Origin of the sequence: Paraglaciecola mesophila (assembly GCF_009906955.1) — a bacterium.
GTDB classification, from domain to species: Bacteria; Pseudomonadota; Gammaproteobacteria; order Enterobacterales; family Alteromonadaceae; genus Paraglaciecola; species Paraglaciecola mesophila_A.
The window spans coordinates 2,468,576-2,484,958 of sequence record NZ_CP047656.1 but is presented as its reverse complement, the minus strand read 5'-3'; the positions used below and the strand labels follow the sequence as shown (position 1 = coordinate 2,484,958).

At 44.7% G+C, this 16,383-nt stretch carries 16 protein-coding genes; 11 read left to right on the top strand and 5 right to left on the bottom strand.

Translation table 11 applies throughout. The features are described 5' to 3' along the window. Positions 1–48: 48 nt before the first annotated feature. From fusA to FX988_RS10485, 4 genes are all read right to left on the bottom strand, one after another. On the bottom strand, positions 49–2,133 hold the full coding sequence (fusA, locus tag FX988_RS10500) for an elongation factor G (protein ID WP_160179685.1): 2,085 nt from the start codon (positions 2,131–2,133) through the stop codon (positions 49–51). A gap of 276 nt (positions 2,134–2,409) precedes the next feature. After that, positions 2,410–3,432 (bottom strand): GGDEF domain-containing protein, encoded by a 1,023-nt coding sequence (locus FX988_RS10495; RefSeq protein ID WP_160179683.1) that lies wholly within the window; start codon positions 3,430–3,432, stop codon positions 2,410–2,412. A 144-nt stretch (positions 3,433–3,576) separates the two neighbouring features. Beyond that, a complete protein-coding gene (locus tag FX988_RS10490; RefSeq protein WP_160179681.1) occupies positions 3,577–6,921 on the bottom strand; it encodes an amidohydrolase family protein in 3,345 nt (1,114 codons plus the stop codon). A 164-nt stretch (positions 6,922–7,085) separates the two neighbouring features. Next, positions 7,086–9,296 (bottom strand): GspE/PulE family protein, encoded by a 2,211-nt coding sequence (locus FX988_RS10485; RefSeq protein ID WP_160179679.1) that lies wholly within the window; start codon positions 9,294–9,296, stop codon positions 7,086–7,088. A gap of 356 nt (positions 9,297–9,652) precedes the next feature. Between FX988_RS10485 and rpsJ the strand changes: the two genes are divergently transcribed. From rpsJ to rpsQ, 11 genes are read left to right on the top strand one after another with little or no spacing between them, the layout of a single operon-like run. Further along, on the top strand, positions 9,653–9,964 hold the full coding sequence (gene rpsJ / locus FX988_RS10480) for a 30S ribosomal protein S10 (RefSeq protein ID WP_006992667.1): 312 nt from the start codon (positions 9,653–9,655) through the stop codon (positions 9,962–9,964). A gap of 18 nt (positions 9,965–9,982) precedes the next feature. Beyond that, entirely contained in the window at positions 9,983–10,621 is a 639-nt protein-coding gene (gene rplC / locus FX988_RS10475) for a 50S ribosomal protein L3 (protein WP_007990367.1), read from the top strand. A gap of 18 nt (positions 10,622–10,639) precedes the next feature. Further along, positions 10,640–11,245, top strand: coding sequence for a 50S ribosomal protein L4 (gene rplD / locus FX988_RS10470; protein WP_006992669.1), 606 nt, complete (start codon positions 10,640–10,642; stop codon positions 11,243–11,245). Beyond that, the gene (gene rplW / locus FX988_RS10465) at positions 11,242–11,544 is read left to right on the top strand and encodes a 50S ribosomal protein L23 (RefSeq protein WP_006992670.1); all 303 of its coding nucleotides are present in this window, start codon (positions 11,242–11,244) and stop codon (positions 11,542–11,544) included. The genes rplD and rplW overlap by 4 nt, the downstream gene beginning before the upstream one ends. Before the next feature lie 14 nt (positions 11,545–11,558). Next, positions 11,559–12,383: a 50S ribosomal protein L2 gene (rplB, locus tag FX988_RS10460; protein WP_160179677.1), complete on the top strand. Its 825-nt coding sequence runs from the start codon at positions 11,559–11,561 to the stop codon at positions 12,381–12,383. Between the two features lie 15 nt (positions 12,384–12,398). Then, positions 12,399–12,674, top strand: a complete 276-nt coding sequence (gene rpsS, locus FX988_RS10455) for a 30S ribosomal protein S19 (protein WP_011573392.1) — start codon at positions 12,399–12,401, stop codon at positions 12,672–12,674. 10 nt (positions 12,675–12,684) lie between these two features. After that, a complete protein-coding gene (gene rplV, locus FX988_RS10450; protein ID WP_007990362.1) occupies positions 12,685–13,017 on the top strand; it encodes a 50S ribosomal protein L22 in 333 nt (110 codons plus the stop codon). Between the two features lie 9 nt (positions 13,018–13,026). Next, on the top strand, positions 13,027–13,725 hold the full coding sequence (gene rpsC, locus FX988_RS10445) for a 30S ribosomal protein S3 (protein WP_006992674.1): 699 nt from the start codon (positions 13,027–13,029) through the stop codon (positions 13,723–13,725). A gap of 2 nt (positions 13,726–13,727) precedes the next feature. Then, positions 13,728–14,138, top strand: a complete 411-nt coding sequence (rplP, locus tag FX988_RS10440; RefSeq protein WP_006992675.1) for a 50S ribosomal protein L16 — start codon at positions 13,728–13,730, stop codon at positions 14,136–14,138. Continuing rightward, a complete protein-coding gene (rpmC, locus tag FX988_RS10435; protein WP_006992676.1) occupies positions 14,138–14,329 on the top strand; it encodes a 50S ribosomal protein L29 in 192 nt (63 codons plus the stop codon). Before rplP ends, rpmC begins: the two co-directional genes overlap by 1 nt. Further along, positions 14,329–14,580, top strand: coding sequence for a 30S ribosomal protein S17 (gene rpsQ / locus FX988_RS10430; RefSeq protein WP_006992677.1), 252 nt, complete (start codon positions 14,329–14,331; stop codon positions 14,578–14,580). The genes rpmC and rpsQ overlap by 1 nt, the downstream gene beginning before the upstream one ends. A gap of 109 nt (positions 14,581–14,689) precedes the next feature. On the opposite strand, the gene FX988_RS10425 is transcribed toward rpsQ, so the two are convergent. Beyond that, positions 14,690–16,303, bottom strand: a complete 1,614-nt coding sequence (locus tag FX988_RS10425; protein ID WP_201751669.1) for a S41 family peptidase — start codon at positions 16,301–16,303, stop codon at positions 14,690–14,692. Between the last annotated feature and the right edge of the window lie 80 nt (positions 16,304–16,383).

The following is a 16,383-nucleotide window of genomic DNA, read 5'->3' as shown; positions in this document are numbered from 1 at the left end:
CCCGCCGGTTTTCACCAGCGGGGCTTTTTCTATAAAGCTATAAAGCGTTTACTTTTTAGCGTTACGCTCTTTTACTTCAGCGATTACTTTTTCAGAAACGCTGTTAGGACAAGGTGAGTAGTGAGAGAACTCCATAGAGAACTGACCACGACCTGATGTCATTGTACGTAGCGAACCGATGTAACCGAACATTTCTGAAAGTGGTACGTCAGCTTTAACGCGCACACCTGTTACACCAGCTTCTTGGTCTTTGATCATACCACGACGACGGTTAAGGTCACCGATAACGTCACCAACGTGATCGTCTGGCGTGAACACGTCAACTTTCATGATAGGTTCAATCAGTTGAGGACCCGCTTTAGGGATAGACTGACGGAATGCACCTTTAGCAGCAATTTCAAACGCGATTGCTGATGAATCCACCGCGTGGAAACCACCGTCATAAAGCTCAACTTCAACGTCAAGAACAGGGAAGCCAGCAAGTACGCCGTTGTCCATCATGCCTTTAAAGCCCTTCTCGATTGCTGGGAAAAATTCCTTAGGAACGTTACCACCAACAACTGTTGAAGTGAATGTGAAACCAGAGTTTGGCTCACCAGGCTTGATACGGTAGTCAATTTTACCAAATTGACCAGAACCGCCTGATTGCTTCTTATGGGTATAAGAATCTTCAACTGCTTGAGTAATCGTTTCACGATAAGCAACTTGAGGCTCACCAACAATCAAATCAACACCGTAAGTACGCTTAAGGATGTCCACTTTGATGTCTAAGTGAAGCTCACCCATACCTTTAAGGATGGTTTCGCCTGAATCTTCGTCAGTTTCAACACGGAAAGACGGATCTTCTGCAACCATTTTACCGATAGCGATACCCATTTTCTCTGAACCGTTTTTGTCTTTTGGTGCAACGGCGATAGAGATAACTGGATCAGGGAAGATCATCGCTTCTAGTGTACAAGGATGTTTAACATCACAAAGTGTGTGACCAGTTTGTACGTTCTTCATACCAACGATAGCGATGATGTCACCGGCTTGAGCGCTGGTTAATTCATTACGCTCATCTGCTTGCATCTCAACCATACGGCCGATACGTTCAGTTTTACCTGTTGCAGAGTTAAGGATGGTATCACCCTTGTTTAATTTACCTGAGTAAATACGAACGAAGGTCAATGCACCGAAACGGTCATCCATGATTTTAAACGCAAGTGCGCGTAAAGGCTCATCAACAGAAACTAAAGCGTGCTCGCCTGTTTCGTTGCCTTCTTCGTCAGTCAATGGCTGAGGATCAACTTCTGTCGGGCTAGGTAGGTAATCAACAACTGCGTCAAGTACGTTCTGCATACCTTTGTTTTTAAACGCTGAACCACAGTAAGTTGGGAAGAACGACATGTCGCGTGTTCCTTTACGGATACAACGCTTAAGGTCTTCAATAGAAGGCTCTTCGCCATCCATGTAAGCCATCATTAGGTCATCGTCTTGCTCAACAGCTGTTTCAACCAACATTTCATGATATTCGTTTACTTTATCAACCATATCAGCAGGAACATCTGTGATCTCGTAGTTCTCAGGAAGACCCGTGTCATCCCAGATGTATGCTTGTTTAGTAAGAACATCAACTACACCAACGAAGTTATCTTCGATACCGATAGGCAAGGTCATTACCAACGGGTTAGCGGCAAGTACTTTTTTCACTTGGCCAACAACACGGTAAAAATCAGCACCCATACGGTCTAATTTGTTTACGAAAATAACACGGGCTACTTCTGATTCATTCGCATAGCGCCAGTTAGTTTCTGATTGTGGCTCAACACCACCAGAACCACAGAATACACCGATGCCGCCATCAAGTACTTTAAGAGAACGGTAAACTTCAACGGTGAAGTCAACGTGTCCAGGAGTATCGATAACGTTAAAGCGGTGGTCTTTCCAGAAACAACTAACCGCAGCTGATTGGATAGTAATACCGCGCTCAGCTTCTTGCTCCATGAAGTCAGTGGTAGATTCACCATCGTGTACTTCACCGGTTTTATGGATCTTACCAGTAAGTTTCAAAATTCGTTCTGTTGTGGTCGTTTTACCCGCATCAACGTGGGCGAAAATACCAATGTTTCTGTAATGTGCTAAATCTGTCATTGCTTCAACTTCAGTCTGAGTAAAAATTGCGCGGGATTATACAAGATATTTCCGCAGGATGCCGATTTTCTTTTAGATAAATCTAAATTTTCACACTTTTGTACGGTTATCGTGCGACCGTTTAAAAGAATGCGCGGATTTTACATGGTTTGTTGCGGCGAATAAAGCGGTGTTTTGTTTATTTAATAGTCAGGTGCATTCCCATGGATGCACGGTTTTGAGATTCGCTCTTAGATTGTTAATAGATGGTTATTCTTGAGTAAAAAGCCCTGCTCGTTAACTGGTTGCCATGGGCATCACGCGATTGCGCCCTAGATTTTTTGCATCATAAAGTTGTTTGTCAGCGGCCTGTATCAGGGCGAGGGGATTCATGCCTTTTTTCATTTCAGCAACGCCAAAAGAAGCACTGATACCACCGAGCACTTCAGATGTGCGCTTATCTCTAACACCAATTTTCTCGATTGCTCGGCGCATGGTTTCAGCGATTTGCCGTGCAACGCTGAGCTTACTATTTGGCACTATGATGGCGAATTCCTCGCCACCAAAACGGAATGCTTGTGCACCATCTCGACAGGCTGCCTGTAGTTTTTTTGCACTGGCCTTTAATACTAAATCGCCCATTACGTGTCCGTGAGTGTCGTTGATAGTTTTAAAGTTATCTAGGTCAACTAAAATTAAACACATATTGGGTTGCATAGCGTTCACAGCGAGTTCTTCATCAAAGTATCTGCGATTACACAGACCTGTTAATGCATCATATAATGCTGCTTGCTGACTTTGTTCTAACTGGTTTTTTAATCGCGAGATTTCTTTTTCTGCGTCGTTTAGTGCAGTACTAAACGATAAGGTGCTGCCGCGAATTTGTTTTGTTTGGCTAACCAGTGTGCGGACAAGATCCATAACTTCTTCCATGCTTAACCCTTCTCGCTCAACTTTAGCTAAATCATCCATGCAGGTGTCCATGGTGCTTTTAAAGTTGCGGGTTTCACTGCGGGTATCTTGTACTGATTGGGAAAGTTCGATGACCATGCTTTCAAGAGAATGACGAAGGTCCCATGTATCTATGTCTTGTTCATCAGCTACATATTTTCGATACAAATCTTTTGTTTTTGAGTCGGATATGGGCAAATTACGTTGCAGCGCATCATCAAGGGTTTCGTTTAGAGATTCAGATTCCTTGCTGGCGTAGGTGTACCATAAAGCATAGTTTATCGGCACTGCGGGAATTTTGTGCTTGAGCAACAATGGAATGGTATTTTTAAGATGCTTAAATGAATTTTCTAAATCGTGATTCTTCACACAGGTCACTCATAAACCGATTATATTGCAAGCTTACCAGACTGTCGTATTAGTTCCAGAAATTGTCTTGACGGTTTGAGTTGTGAAAAGACTAAAAAAGACAGTGGCTTAGTAAATACGCCACTGTCTTTGTAGCACTGAATTTTAGTGTATCCAGTGATGTTTTTCAGATTTGTTTTGTATGCTGCGCTGCGTCGCTTCTGGCATAAAGAGTTTATTGTTCTTTTCGAAGAAGAAGGCGGAGCGTTTGGTTTTACTGCCAACCTCATTCATGCTTGCTGCGTCGTATACACGACCATTAATAACAGTGTAGCTAACATATTCGCTACGACGAATATCATTTAGCACATCACCATCGACTACCATCATGTCAGCTAATTTACCTGGTTCTATACTGCCCAAGTGTTTACCCATACCTAGGTGTTTAGCTCCATCAATTGTGCCACCGCGTAGGGCTTCCCATGGTGTAAAGCCACCTTGAGTCATTAGCCATAGTTCCCAGTGTGCGGCTAAACCTTCGCGTTGGCCATGAGCCCCGATATGAACACTGACACCTTCATCTCGTAGTTCTTTAGCGTACTTTGCGACATCAACGTGATTATATTGGTTGTCCGGCGCGGTTGGGCGGCGAATTGCGCGACCATCTAATAGAAAGCTAGGGGTATAGCGCAGCAGGCGTTCGTTTTTCCAGACCTCTGTGCGGTCGTACCAATATTCTTCGCCCATTAAGCCACCGTAAGACACGACAAAGGTAGGGGTGTAGCCAAACTCTGTTGCAGCCCAAAGGCCGGTTAAATCTTGGTAACCTTTTGCGATGGGCAGTGAGTGTTCAAGACCAGTGTGTCCATCCACTAACATGGAAATATTCTGCTGGAACTTACCACCGCCTTCGGGCACCACCATCAAGTTTAATTCTCTGGCGGCAGCTAAAATTTGTTGGCGTTGGTCGCGACGAGGTTGGTTATAACTTTTAACTGAAATTGCCCCCGCGTCTTTCAGGCGCTGCAAATGTGTTAGTGCATCGTCATAGCTGTTAATAATCGCTTTGTAGCCTAGAGCCTCAGCACCGTAGATGATCGTACCTGTAGAATAGGTTCGCGGTGCCACGCGCTTTCCTGCTTTTTGTAATTCAGAGGCCGCGAATATTTCGGACGTATCGTTGGAAGGATCATGGATAGTGGTCACACCAAATGCCAAGGCCGAGTACATATTCCAATTTTGCTCAGGAATAATTTCGTAGCTACCTTGTGAACCATGAGCATGAGCATCAATCAGCCCAGGTAATATGGTTTTGCCCGTGGTATCAATTTCTAGTGCTCCATTGGGAATTGCCACATCAGCACGTTTACCTACTTCAACAATTTTATTGTCTTTAATGATAACGACTGCATTCTCAATCACTTCTTGCTGGTTGTCTGCATCACGCATAGTGACTACCGTGCCGCCCACAAGTGCTTTGTAGCCAGAAGGTTTATCGGTATTTTGTTCAAAAGAGAGGGATATTCCTTTTGTAACGGGATCGGGTAATGCTTCTTTCGCACCTGATACAAAAGCGAATGCTTCCTTTAGTTCTCGTTCGTAATACGTTGCAGCATGATACCAACTTACCGCTTGGCTATCGCTGTGCCATGTTAAATATTCGCCAGCGCGATCTGATAATTGTTTGATCGGAATCGTGGTGCTTTTAGGGCCAATGTCTTGTCTTTGTCCAATTTCGGTAAAGGGGGCTAGGTAGGCTTTATATTGATAAACAAAGGCGATCCACTTCTTATCCGGAGATAAACGGTACTCCGCGATTTTGTCGCCGCCATAAAGATGCTCACGTTTGTCTTCACCGTTTAAATCTACGCTAACGAGTTGCTGCTCAGGGTAGTCGCTACCAGCTACTGATTCGGTGATATAAAGCCGGCTGTTGTCGCCAGCAAAGTGCGGGGCTGCGCCTTTTTTCGCGACACGCTTATGGTTTTTGCCTTTAACGCTTGCCACATAGATACCTGGTTCAACTGAGTATTCAGGAGCCAATAAATAGCCACCGGTTTTCTTATTGTAAGTAACCAGTTTGTCGTCTGTGGAAAAGCTAGGCTCTATATAATGGCCGGGTTCTGTGGTGATAACCTTCTCTGATCGGCCGCTGGCCGACACGGTGCGTACACTGCCTAAGGTTTCGTCACTCCACGTAGTGAATACGATTTTTTTTCCGTCATGAGAGTAGCGAGGATAGTATTCATCATGCTCATTTTGCCGAGTGAGACGTTTGGTTTTGCCACTTTTTAGGTCTTTTACGTAAAGTTTGCCGAGGGCTTGGAATAAGATACTTTTTCCATCAGGCGATTTTTGTGCCCAGCGGGCCATCTTGATATCAAACGTTTCAGGTGAAACATCGACATCAAAACGCACTGCGTCTGCGTATTTTACTCTTGCTTCTACATGGACCGGGATCTGGGTGACGACCTGCGTTTTTATATCAAGTGAGTGGAATTTTCCACCCGTCCAAAAAACAATGCGTTTCGAGTTGGGCATCCAATCGAAATAGGGAAAGTAGCCTTCAGAGCCAAAGCCCTCTTGCATATCACGCTCAAGTCCTAGGTAAACTGGAGTTTCCATGCCCGTTGCTATGTTTTTAATAAACAGGCCTGTTTTCTCTTTTACTCTGCGGATAAAGGCAATGAATTTCCCATCTGGAGAAGGTGTCGGTACAACCGCTCCTCCAGTGCCACTAATATAGCGCTCTTCTTCACCAGTATTTAAGTCGTAGCGTGTGATTGCAAAAATAGACTTCAGCGGGTCCCTGTTGTAATCAAAGGTACTGCCAGGCGAAATATCTTGAGTATAGTAGAGGTATTTCCCGTCAGGAGAAAACGCAGGATCGGCAATATTCTTTTGATCAGGGTTACCGTGCACGCGCTTTTTAATCACCATGCCGTCACCACCTGAATGGTGATATAACCAGATTTCTCCTGCTGGAATACTGCGACTCGACATTATACCTTTATTCGCAGCGATATATTGGCCGTCAGGACTCCACTTAGGCGAGTGAATGAGATTGTTTTTCTCTTTAGTGACTTGGATTAAGTTACTGCCGTCGCTGTTCATCACCCACACATTGGAAAGGCCGTCTCTATCAGAGATAAACGCAATTTTACTGCCGTCGGGACTGAATGTTGGTTGGATATTCCATGCAAAATCTTGGGTTAGCGATTTTGCCTCACCGCCTGCGATTGGGCTAACATAAATATCACCCAGCATATCAAAGACAAACTGCTTGCCGTCAGGAGACACATCTAAGCTAGACCAGGTTGTCTCGTTGGTGTTGATGGACACTTCATGTAGGTCGAAGGGAGGATTCAATACGTCCCATTCGGGATCTTTGTTACTTTTTTCCTCGTGAGTTGCAGACTGGCTTTCTTGAGTCTCAACACGACTAAGCGCATCGCCACTTAAGCCAAACATCACACCAAATAATGCGACGTTGAACAAGTTTTTATACATATGTGTTTCCCTGATGGATTATTGTTATGTAAATTTTTCGAGTTTTACGACTCTGAAATATACAAAACATCTTTAATTAAGACCATTTTCCGAGCATGTTGAGCCTGCCACAATAATGTGTTTATGTGAACTTAAGTTCACACCCTGTGTCTTTTGCGTATTGACTACACTCCAGCAAGCATTTGGATCTGTGCAATATCGGTATCACCTTTTATGACTTTTAAAATGCCATCTTGGATTAAGGTGCGCATGCCGTCTTCTATTGCTTGGGCTTTCAATTGACTGACGGGGGCTTCTTTATATACCAATGAGCGTAGAGCAGGCGTCATACTCAGTAATTCGTGTACCCCTGTTCTACCTTTATAGCCTGTATTTCCACAATTCTCACAGCCCTTGGGGGTATATAGCATCAAGGGCGATTGCAATCCGAGTTCTGGTAAATAGTCTGCGCCATATTGGCGACGAATAAAGTCTAAATCTGAGTCAGACGCGGGAACGGCTTCCTTACAGTTTTTACACAGGGTTCGCACCAGTCGCTGGGCTAAGATCCCAATACAGGCATCAGAAAAATTAACTGGGTCTATTCCTAAGTCGAGTAAACGGGTGATGGTTTCGGGCGCTGAATTGGTATGTAAGGTAGAGAAAACCAAGTGGCCAGTAAGGGATGCTTCGACGCCAGCGTGAGCGGTTTCTTTATCGCGCATTTCACCAATTAATATAATGTCTGGGTCAGCGCGCAGAAAGGCTCGCAATGCACTAGCAAACGTGAACCCAATGCGTGGACTGACTTGTACCTGTTGTAGTCCTGCTTGAGTAATTTCTACTGGATCTTCTGCGGTCCATATCTTTTTATCAGGGGTATTGATGTGCCCAAGCACAGCGTGCAGTGTCGTCGTCTTACCCGAACCTGTGGGGCCCACCACTAATAAAATACCGTGGGGTTTATCAATCATTCGGGTAATGCACTTATTATTAGCCGGTGACAGGTTCATTTTCTCCATAGGCAGCGCCCCGCCGGTGGCTAAAATACGCATTACCACGCCTTCCCCGGCTACAGTGGGGATAGTTGCTACTCGTACCTCAATAATTTGCCCCGACAACTTAAAGGCAAGCTTGCCATCCTGGGGGAGACGTTTTTCGGCGATATTGAGGTTTGACATGATTTTAATGCGAGCAATAACGGCATTATGATGAGATGCGGGAACTTGAGTAATATCGCGGCACACACCGTCAATTCGCATACGTACGCGGGTTGGCGCATTTTTCTCTGCATCTATATGAATATCCGACGCATCGAGCCGCTTGGCATCGTGTAATATACGGCTGACTAATCGCACCACCGCCGGAGCGTCGTCAGACATATCATCCGCTTGTTCATCGGCTTCTTGACCACTGGTTTCAATCTCATCCAGTATTTCATCCATTGCACCTGGGCCAGCCCCTCCGCCACTAGCTTCACCTAGATATTGCAAAATGGTATTTGGCAGGGCGACAGAAATGCCATAGTTATCTATACCTAAGGCACTTTCAATTTCCATGAGTAAATTGGCATTGCTAGGTTGGGCCATCAAAACGATTGGTTTCTCGGTGGCGTCAGTGACTACGGCAACAAAGTTGCGTTTTAAATAAGACAAGTTTAATTTGCTGTCACTTTGGTAAAGGTGAAAGCGATCGGGTTTGTAGCTTATATAAGGAACTTGATAGTGCACGGATAGTGCGATACCCATTTCATCTTCTGGGATACGCTTTTCAGTCATTAAGCGTTGAACGAGCTGAGCATGTTCCGGATTGGCTCGAACATATTTGGTCAATGTGGGTTCATCAATGACTTTTCTGTGCACAAGGTAATCAAAGGGTTGACTTGTGCCGCCTAATTCATAGCGAAATTTGTTGCCTAAGGCTTGGGCAACTTTATCAGCGAGGGCGAGATCGGCAGACTGAAAAGCACCGTCATTTTTATTGATTACCTGCATGATGCCCATTAACACCCCTGAATTTAAAATAGGAATACAAATGAGGTTCTGGGTTTTAAATGCGGCACTTTTATCAAATTTATCGGCAAACTTGAGACGAGGGTGTATGGCGGATAGTTCATCACTACTATATGGGTCGTTAACAATAAGCGGTTTTTGACTTAACGCCACGTAGCCTGCTATTGATTGTGGGCTGATGGGAACTTTAATTTCTTGAACTTCGGTTCCAGTTTTAAAGCGAGCTACTAAATCTTGATGTTGCATACGCCGCTGGAAAATACTCATGCGCTGGGCATTAAATAATGTTAGAAGAAGCGGTTCTAATTTGTCATATACACTAAGCAGTGAAGGTGCGTTAGCTAATAGCTGCTTTAATTCTTGTAAAGCTGAATGCTGTTCCATAAATGCCTGCATTAAAGTTTATTGTTATTTACACTTATGCTCACACTATAGCCGAGTGAATAATGGGTTAACACTTGTTTTACTAACAGGCAGAATATCTCTGCGTATTCTTAGTTAAAAAGATATCGGCGATTAATCTCTAATATTTTACAAAAGGTTGTTGCAAAAGTAAGCGATAAAGGTATAATTCGCGCCCACTTGTCCAGAAGGGCAGTGGTTTTGACCAAAGCCTAGGCTGAACGTCATTAAATACAGGACCCTAATTTTGGGTTAGCAGTTTTTCATTCATCCCCCTACCTAAAGTAAATAGGTAGTCGAGGATGGTTTTTTTTGTTCTTTCGATTGGAGCTTAATCGATGCCAAATCAAAGAATTCGTATTCGTTTGAAAGCGTTTGATCACAAGTTGATCGATCAGTCTACGGCTGAAATCGTTGAAACTGCGAAGCGTACCGGTGCTCAGGTTAGTGGACCTATTCCTCTACCTACCCGTAAAGAGCGTTATACAATACTTACTTCACCTCACGTAAACAAAGATGCGCGTGATCAGTATGAAATTCGTACACACAAGCGTTTGGTGGATATCATCGAGCCTACTGATAAAACAGTAGATGCGTTGATGAGATTGGACTTGGCTGCCGGTGTTGATGTTCAAATCAGCCTGGGCTAACAAGAGAGGGTTTTAACAATGGCGATTGGTCTTATCGGTCGTAAAGTTGGTATGACACGTATCTTCACAGAAGACGGCGTTTCAATACCAGTGACTGTTATAGAAGCCACCCCGAACCGTGTTACTCAGTTACGTACTGACGAAACCGACGGGTATACAGCGCTTCAAGTAACCGCTGGCGACAAAAAAGCAAGCCGCGTAAATAAAGCTGAAGCAGGTCATTTTGCTAAAGCTGGCGTGGAAGCTGGTCGTGGTTTATGGGAATTCCGTTTAGACGGCACCGAAGGTGAAGGCATTGAAGTCGGCAGTGAAATTACTGTTGAAATTTTTGCTGAAACGAAAATGGTTGACGTTGCAGGAACTTCTAAAGGTAAAGGTTTCCAAGGTGCGATTAAGCGCTGGAACTTTAGCCACCAACGTAATTCACATGGTAACTCATTGTCTCACCGTGCTCCTGGTTCAATTGGTCAAAACCAATCACCAGGTAAAGTCTTCAAAGGCAAAAAAATGGCCGGTCAGATGGGAAATAAACGTGTGACAGTTCAGTCTTTGGATGTAGTGCGTGTTGACGCAGAGAACAACCTTCTTCTAGTAAGAGGCAACGTTCCTGGAGCGCCAGGTGGCGACGTCATCATCAAAGCTGCAGTTAAAGCGTAACGTCTGGGGAGTTAAGTGATGGAATTAGTATTGAAAGATGCGCAAAGCGCTCTTGAAGTATCCGAAGCAACCTTTGGACGTGAATTTAACGAAGCACTAGTACATCAAGTAGTAGTTGCATTCGGTGCAGGCGCCCGTCAGGGTTCTAAAGCACAAAAAACACGCTCTGAAGTTCGTGGTGGTGGTGCCAAGCCTTGGCGTCAAAAAGGAACTGGTCGTGCCCGTGCTGGTACTATCCGTAGTCCTATCTGGCGTTCTGGTGGTGTAACATTCGCTGCTAAGCCACAGGATCACAGCCAAAAGGTTAACAAGAAGATGTACCGTGGTGCGATTCAAAGCATCCTTTCTGAATTGGTACGTCAAGAACGTTTAATCGTGGTTGAAAAGTTTTCAGTTGAAGCGCCAAAGACTAAGGAATTACTTTCTAAGTTGAACGGCCTTGAGCTAAGTGATGTGCTAATCGTAACGTCTGAAGTTGATGAGAACTTGTTCTTAGCGGCTCGCAACTTATACAAAGTTGACGTACGTGATGTACAAGGCATTGACCCAGTCAGCCTGATCGCATTCGAAAAAGTGTTGATAACTGCTGACGCAGTGAAAGCATTAGAGGAGGCGTTAGCATGATTAACGAAGAACGTCTTTTAAAAGTGGTTTTAGCACCACATGTTTCTGAAAAAGCAACGCTTGCAGCTGAAGTTAACAACACGGTTGTTTTCAAAGTGCTTAAAGATGCGAACAAAGAAGAAATCAAAGCGGCAGTTGAGAAATTGTTCGAAGTTGAAGTCAACTCTGTTCGTACTGTTAACGTAAAGGGTAAAACCAAGCGTCACGGTGCATCTTTCGGCAAGCGTAAAGACTGGAAAAAAGCCTACGTTGTGCTTAAAGAAGGTCAAGACATCGACTTTGCTGGCAGCGAAGGCTAAGAAGGGGACTAGACATGCCATTATTGAAAGCTAAGCCGACTTCTGCTGGTCGTCGTCACGTAGTTCAGGTTGTTAACCCTGATCTACACAAAGGCGCTCCTTACGCACCTTTGCTTGAAAAGAACAGCAAATCTGGTGGCCGTAACAATAACGGACGTATTACCGTACGTCACGTTGGTGGTGGCCACAAGCAACACTATCGTGTTATAGATTTCAAACGCAACAAAGACGGCATTCCAGCTAAAATTGAGCGTTTAGAATATGATCCTAATCGTTCTGCAAACATCTGTTTGGTGTTATACGCAGACGGTGAGCGTCGCTATATCTTGGCTCCTAAGGGTGCTAAAGCGGGTGATCAGATTCAATCTGGTTCAGACGCTGCGATCAAAGCTGGTAACGCTTTACCAATGCGCAACATCCCAGTAGGTACAACTGTACACGCTATTGAGATGAAGCCTGGTAAAGGTGCTCAAATTGCTCGTTCTGCTGGTCAGTACGCACAAATCCTAGCGCGCGCCGAAGGTTATGTAACCCTTCGTCTACGTTCTGGTGAAGTTCGTCGAGTATTAGCAGACTGCCGTGCCACTATTGGTGAAATCGGTAATGCAGAACATATGCTACGTTCACTTGGTAAAGCCGGTGCGAACAGATGGCGCGGTATCCGCCCAACTGTACGTGGTGTTGCCATGAACCCAGTAGATCACCCACACGGTGGTGGTGAAGGACGCACATCAGGCGGTCGTCACCCAGTATCACCTTGGGGTATTCCTACTAAGGGTAAGAAAACCCGTAGTAACAAGCGTACCGATAAACTTATCGTACGTCGTCGTAATAAGTAACAGCGAGGATTCACCATGCCACGTTCTCTCAAGAAGGGTCCATTTATAGACCTACACTTGCTGAAGAAGGTTGAGGCTGCAGTGGAAAAGAACGACAAGAAGCCAATCAAAACTTGGTCTCGTCGTTCTATGATCATCCCAGATATGATTGGGTTGACCATTGCGGTCCATAACGGTCGCCAGCACGTTCCAGTTTTCGTCAGTGACGAAATGGTCGGCCATAAGTTGGGCGAATTTGCGCCAACGCGTACTTACCGCGGCCATGTCGCGGATAAGAAAGCTAAGAGATAGGGGATAAAATATGGAAGCATTAGCTACACATCGCCATGCCCGTACCTCAGCTCAAAAGGCACGCTTGGTTGCAGATCAAATTCGCGGTTTACATGTTGAAAAAGCACTTGAGCTTTTGGCTTACAGCCCTAAGAAAAGTGCCGATCTAATGAAGAAAGTATTAGAGTCAGCAATTGCGAACGCTGAACATAACGAAGGCGCCGACATCGATGAATTGACTGTCGCAAAAGTTTTCGTTGATGAAGGCCCAACTATGAAGCGTATCAAGCCAAGAGCTAAAGGCCGTGCTGATCGTATATTTAAGCGTAGCAGTCACATCACTGTTGTTGTGTCTGATAACTAGGAGAAGATAATGGGACAGAAGGTACATCCTACAGGCATACGCCTGGGTATCAGCAAACCATGGACATCTACCTGGTACGCTAATACTGCAGATTATGCAGATAACTTGTTTAATGATCATCAGGTACGTCAGTATCTGACGAAGGCACTTAAAACTGCTTCTCTTTCTAAGATCGTTATTGAGCGTCCAGCGAAAAGCATCCGTGTGACTATTCACACTGCGCGTCCTGGCGTTGTAATCGGTAAGAAAGGTGAAGACGTTGAGAAGCTACGTAAGCATGTATCTAAGTTGGCCGGCGTGCCTGCTCAGATTAACATCGCTGAAGTACGTAAGCCTGAATTAGACGGTCAATTGGTTGCTGACAGCATTGCTAGTCAGTTAGAGCGTCGTGTAATGTTCCGTCGTGCTATGAAGCGCGCTGTACAAAACGCGATGAGAATTGGTGCCAAAGGTATCAAAGTTCAAGTTAGTGGCCGTTTAGGCGGTGCTGAGATTGCGCGTGCCGAGTGGTATCGTGAAGGTCGTGTACCACTACACACTTTCCGTGCTGACATCGACTATGCAACATCAGAAGCTAACACGACTTACGGTATCATTGGCGTGAAGGTCTGGATCTTCAAAGGTGAAGTATTGGGCGGATTGCCTCTTACGCAAGAGCAACCAGCTCAGCCTAAGAAGAAAGGCCGTTCACCTAAGCGTGAGGGCTAATTATGTTACAACCTAAACGTATGAAGTTCCGTAAAATGCACAAAGGTCGTAACCGTGGCTATGCCGCTGGTGACAGTGTGAGTTTTGGAACGTTCGGACTAAAATCCGTTGGCCGTGGTCGTATGACTGCACGCCAAATCGAAGCAGCTCGTCGTGCTATGACACGTGCCGTTAAGCGTCAAGGTAAAATTTGGATTCGAGTTTTCCCTGACAAGCCAATTACTGAGAAGCCTCTAGAAGTGCGTCAAGGTAAAGGTAAAGGTAACGTTGAATACTGGGTTTGCCAAATTCAACCAGGTCGTGTTCTATATGAAATGGAAGGTGTTCCAGAATCAGTAGCTCGCGAAGCGTTTGAATTGGCCGCGTCAAAACTGCCGTTTAAAACCACCTTTGTAACTCGGACGGTGATGTAATGAAAGCCACAGAACTGAAAGATAAGAGCGTAGAAGAATTGAATACTGAGCTATTAAACTTGCTTCGTGAACAATTCAACCTACGTATGCAAGCGAGTACTGGCCAGCTTGAAAAAACTGACCAAATTCGTAAAGTACGTCGCAGTATTGCGCGTGTTAAAACCATTCTGACTCAAAAGGCTGCTGCATAATGACTGAACAATCAAGTCGTACAGTACAAGGTCGTGTGGTCAGCAACAAAATGGATAAAACCATTACTGTTGCGGTAGAGCGTAAAGTGAAACACCCTATTTATGGTAAGTTCATTAAGCGTACTACTAAGCTACACGCTCATGACGAGACTAACCAATGCAACACAGGCGACGTAGTAACAGTACGTGAATGTCGTCCTATGTCTAAGTCCAAAAACTGGATGTTGGTAGATATCGTTACTAAAGCTTAATAAGTTTTAGATACAATTTAAAAGGCGCGTCTCGCAAGAGCCGCGCCTTTTTTGTATCTAACCTTTAGCTAGTCCTGCTAAAACGATGAATTATTTAATGGAATTGGTATTAATTACTAGGTTCACTAATAGGCTGGTTAATCGCGTTTTCGACTATGATCGCATCCAAGATACTTGATGAGGTTTGAATTTTCAGACTATCGGTTGCAGATAACCGCTTTACGGGGCTTTTAGCCGCAGTTTGAACGGGGCATTGTCCTGTTTGTAAATGTTGTAATGCTGCATTGAGCATGCCCTCGTCTACGGTGCCCAACGCATGATTAAAATCATCTTCAACTAAGCAACCTTGAACGTCCGCTTCAAATATCGGATTAGGCGTTGGAATGAAGCCATCAGAATATTCACCAAATCCTTTTTGGTTACTGCCTTGAAACTGTATGGTGAAGTAAGTTGTACCGCAATTGTCAGTTGGATAAAAGCCGTAAGGTTTGCCACAGGTGGTATCACCCATCAACACGACATCAATGTCGATACCTCTGAGGCCATTAATTAGCGCTTCACTGGCTGAACATGTTGCCCCACTGGTGAGTATATACACGCGGTTAAGTCCTAGGCTAGGTAAGCTATTATTTGTGAATACGTTTCTGTCATAGTCAATTTCTCGGCTGTAAAACCTTGTAGGTTGGAGTGTACGACCAGTGACGGGATCTGTATTTGGATGTTTATTATTAAAGGTGAGTTGATTGAATGTAAGGTTATCGGTTTGTGCAGAGCCGGTGACCATGTAGGCAAGCTGCGAGGCCATCGCCAGTAAGCCTCCACCGTTATAGCGCATATCGAGTACTAAGGCGTCAATGTGGCTTGTGTTAAAAAGTTCGAATGCCGAAATCAATTGGCTTTGAGCGCTCTGTATGTGGCTATTGAATTGAAGGTAACCGATGTCCCCCATTTCTGCATTAATGATCTTTGCATTATGTACAGGTGAAATAACCACGCTTTGAGCACTAAGCTGATAATCTATTTGTTCTCCACTGACTTTACGTAACGTAAACTTGGTTTCTGCTCCTGCACTTGTGGGAAATAAGATTTGATTTATGGCATCAATCTCATCTCGATCCTCAGTGTGAACGAAGTCGATGTCATTCAGAGCAAGGAGTTCGTCTCCTCGTTCCAGCCCAGCTTGTGCCGCTGGTGATCCTGGCTCTGTATAGCGCACGATAATGCGTCTAGGCGCCGTGGCTTGAATAAATTCCCAACTTATTCCATAACCAAATGCGATACTGCTTTGCGTTCGAGTTAAATACTCTTCAGTGCTTTGGGAAAAATGAAAGTTGTCTTTAAATGAACCCGAATCGGTACGAAAGTCAGTTTTCAGTTGTTCAAAGTATTGTATTGTGGAGAAATTAGTGGGGTCGTTGTCATCCACTTCATCATACCAAAGGTAGGTATTATTGGTCCATGAACGCAACCAGAGCTTTTCGTCCATTGAATCTCCCGCCACATCAGTATATTCCTCGCCAGTCACACTGCTAGTGCCGCTTCTCGGTGCTAAGCAGCGATCTTTAAACAATGAGGCATCCTCAAACAGGCCTCTTGTCCAGCGAGAATTGGTTTGAGGTGTCGTTACAGCAGGCTCGATAGAGGAGGAGTCTCCTGCGCCACCACAGCCAGACACTAACAGCAATAATGAACTTGAAACGGTTAACGTAAAACAGCGTATCATTTGCACGTACAACTCACTTAGTAAAAGGTTAGCAACATTACGCGGGAAATATTCAGGACTGGCAATTTTATTTTCCTTTT

Coding starts and splice junctions, on each gene's coding strand:
- fusA (WP_160179685.1), bottom strand. CDS start 2,133: ATGACAGATTTAGCACATTACAGAAACATTGGTATTTTCGCCCACGTT.
- FX988_RS10490 (WP_160179681.1), bottom strand. CDS start 6,921: ATGTATAAAAACTTGTTCAACGTCGCATTATTTGGTGTGATGTTTGGC.
- FX988_RS10485 (WP_160179679.1), bottom strand. CDS start 9,296: ATGGAACAGCATTCAGCTTTACAAGAATTAAAGCAGCTATTAGCTAAC.
- rpsJ (WP_006992667.1), top strand. CDS start 9,653: ATGCCAAATCAAAGAATTCGTATTCGTTTGAAAGCGTTTGATCACAAG.
- rplC (WP_007990367.1), top strand. CDS start 9,983: ATGGCGATTGGTCTTATCGGTCGTAAAGTTGGTATGACACGTATCTTC.
- rplD (WP_006992669.1), top strand. CDS start 10,640: ATGGAATTAGTATTGAAAGATGCGCAAAGCGCTCTTGAAGTATCCGAA.
- rplW (WP_006992670.1), top strand. CDS start 11,242: ATGATTAACGAAGAACGTCTTTTAAAAGTGGTTTTAGCACCACATGTT.
- rplB (WP_160179677.1), top strand. CDS start 11,559: ATGCCATTATTGAAAGCTAAGCCGACTTCTGCTGGTCGTCGTCACGTA.
- rpsS (WP_011573392.1), top strand. CDS start 12,399: ATGCCACGTTCTCTCAAGAAGGGTCCATTTATAGACCTACACTTGCTG.
- rplV (WP_007990362.1), top strand. CDS start 12,685: ATGGAAGCATTAGCTACACATCGCCATGCCCGTACCTCAGCTCAAAAG.
- rpsC (WP_006992674.1), top strand. CDS start 13,027: ATGGGACAGAAGGTACATCCTACAGGCATACGCCTGGGTATCAGCAAA.
- rplP (WP_006992675.1), top strand. CDS start 13,728: ATGTTACAACCTAAACGTATGAAGTTCCGTAAAATGCACAAAGGTCGT.
- rpmC (WP_006992676.1), top strand. CDS start 14,138: ATGAAAGCCACAGAACTGAAAGATAAGAGCGTAGAAGAATTGAATACT.
- rpsQ (WP_006992677.1), top strand. CDS start 14,329: ATGACTGAACAATCAAGTCGTACAGTACAAGGTCGTGTGGTCAGCAAC.
- FX988_RS10425 (WP_201751669.1), bottom strand. CDS start 16,303: ATGATACGCTGTTTTACGTTAACCGTTTCAAGTTCATTATTGCTGTTA.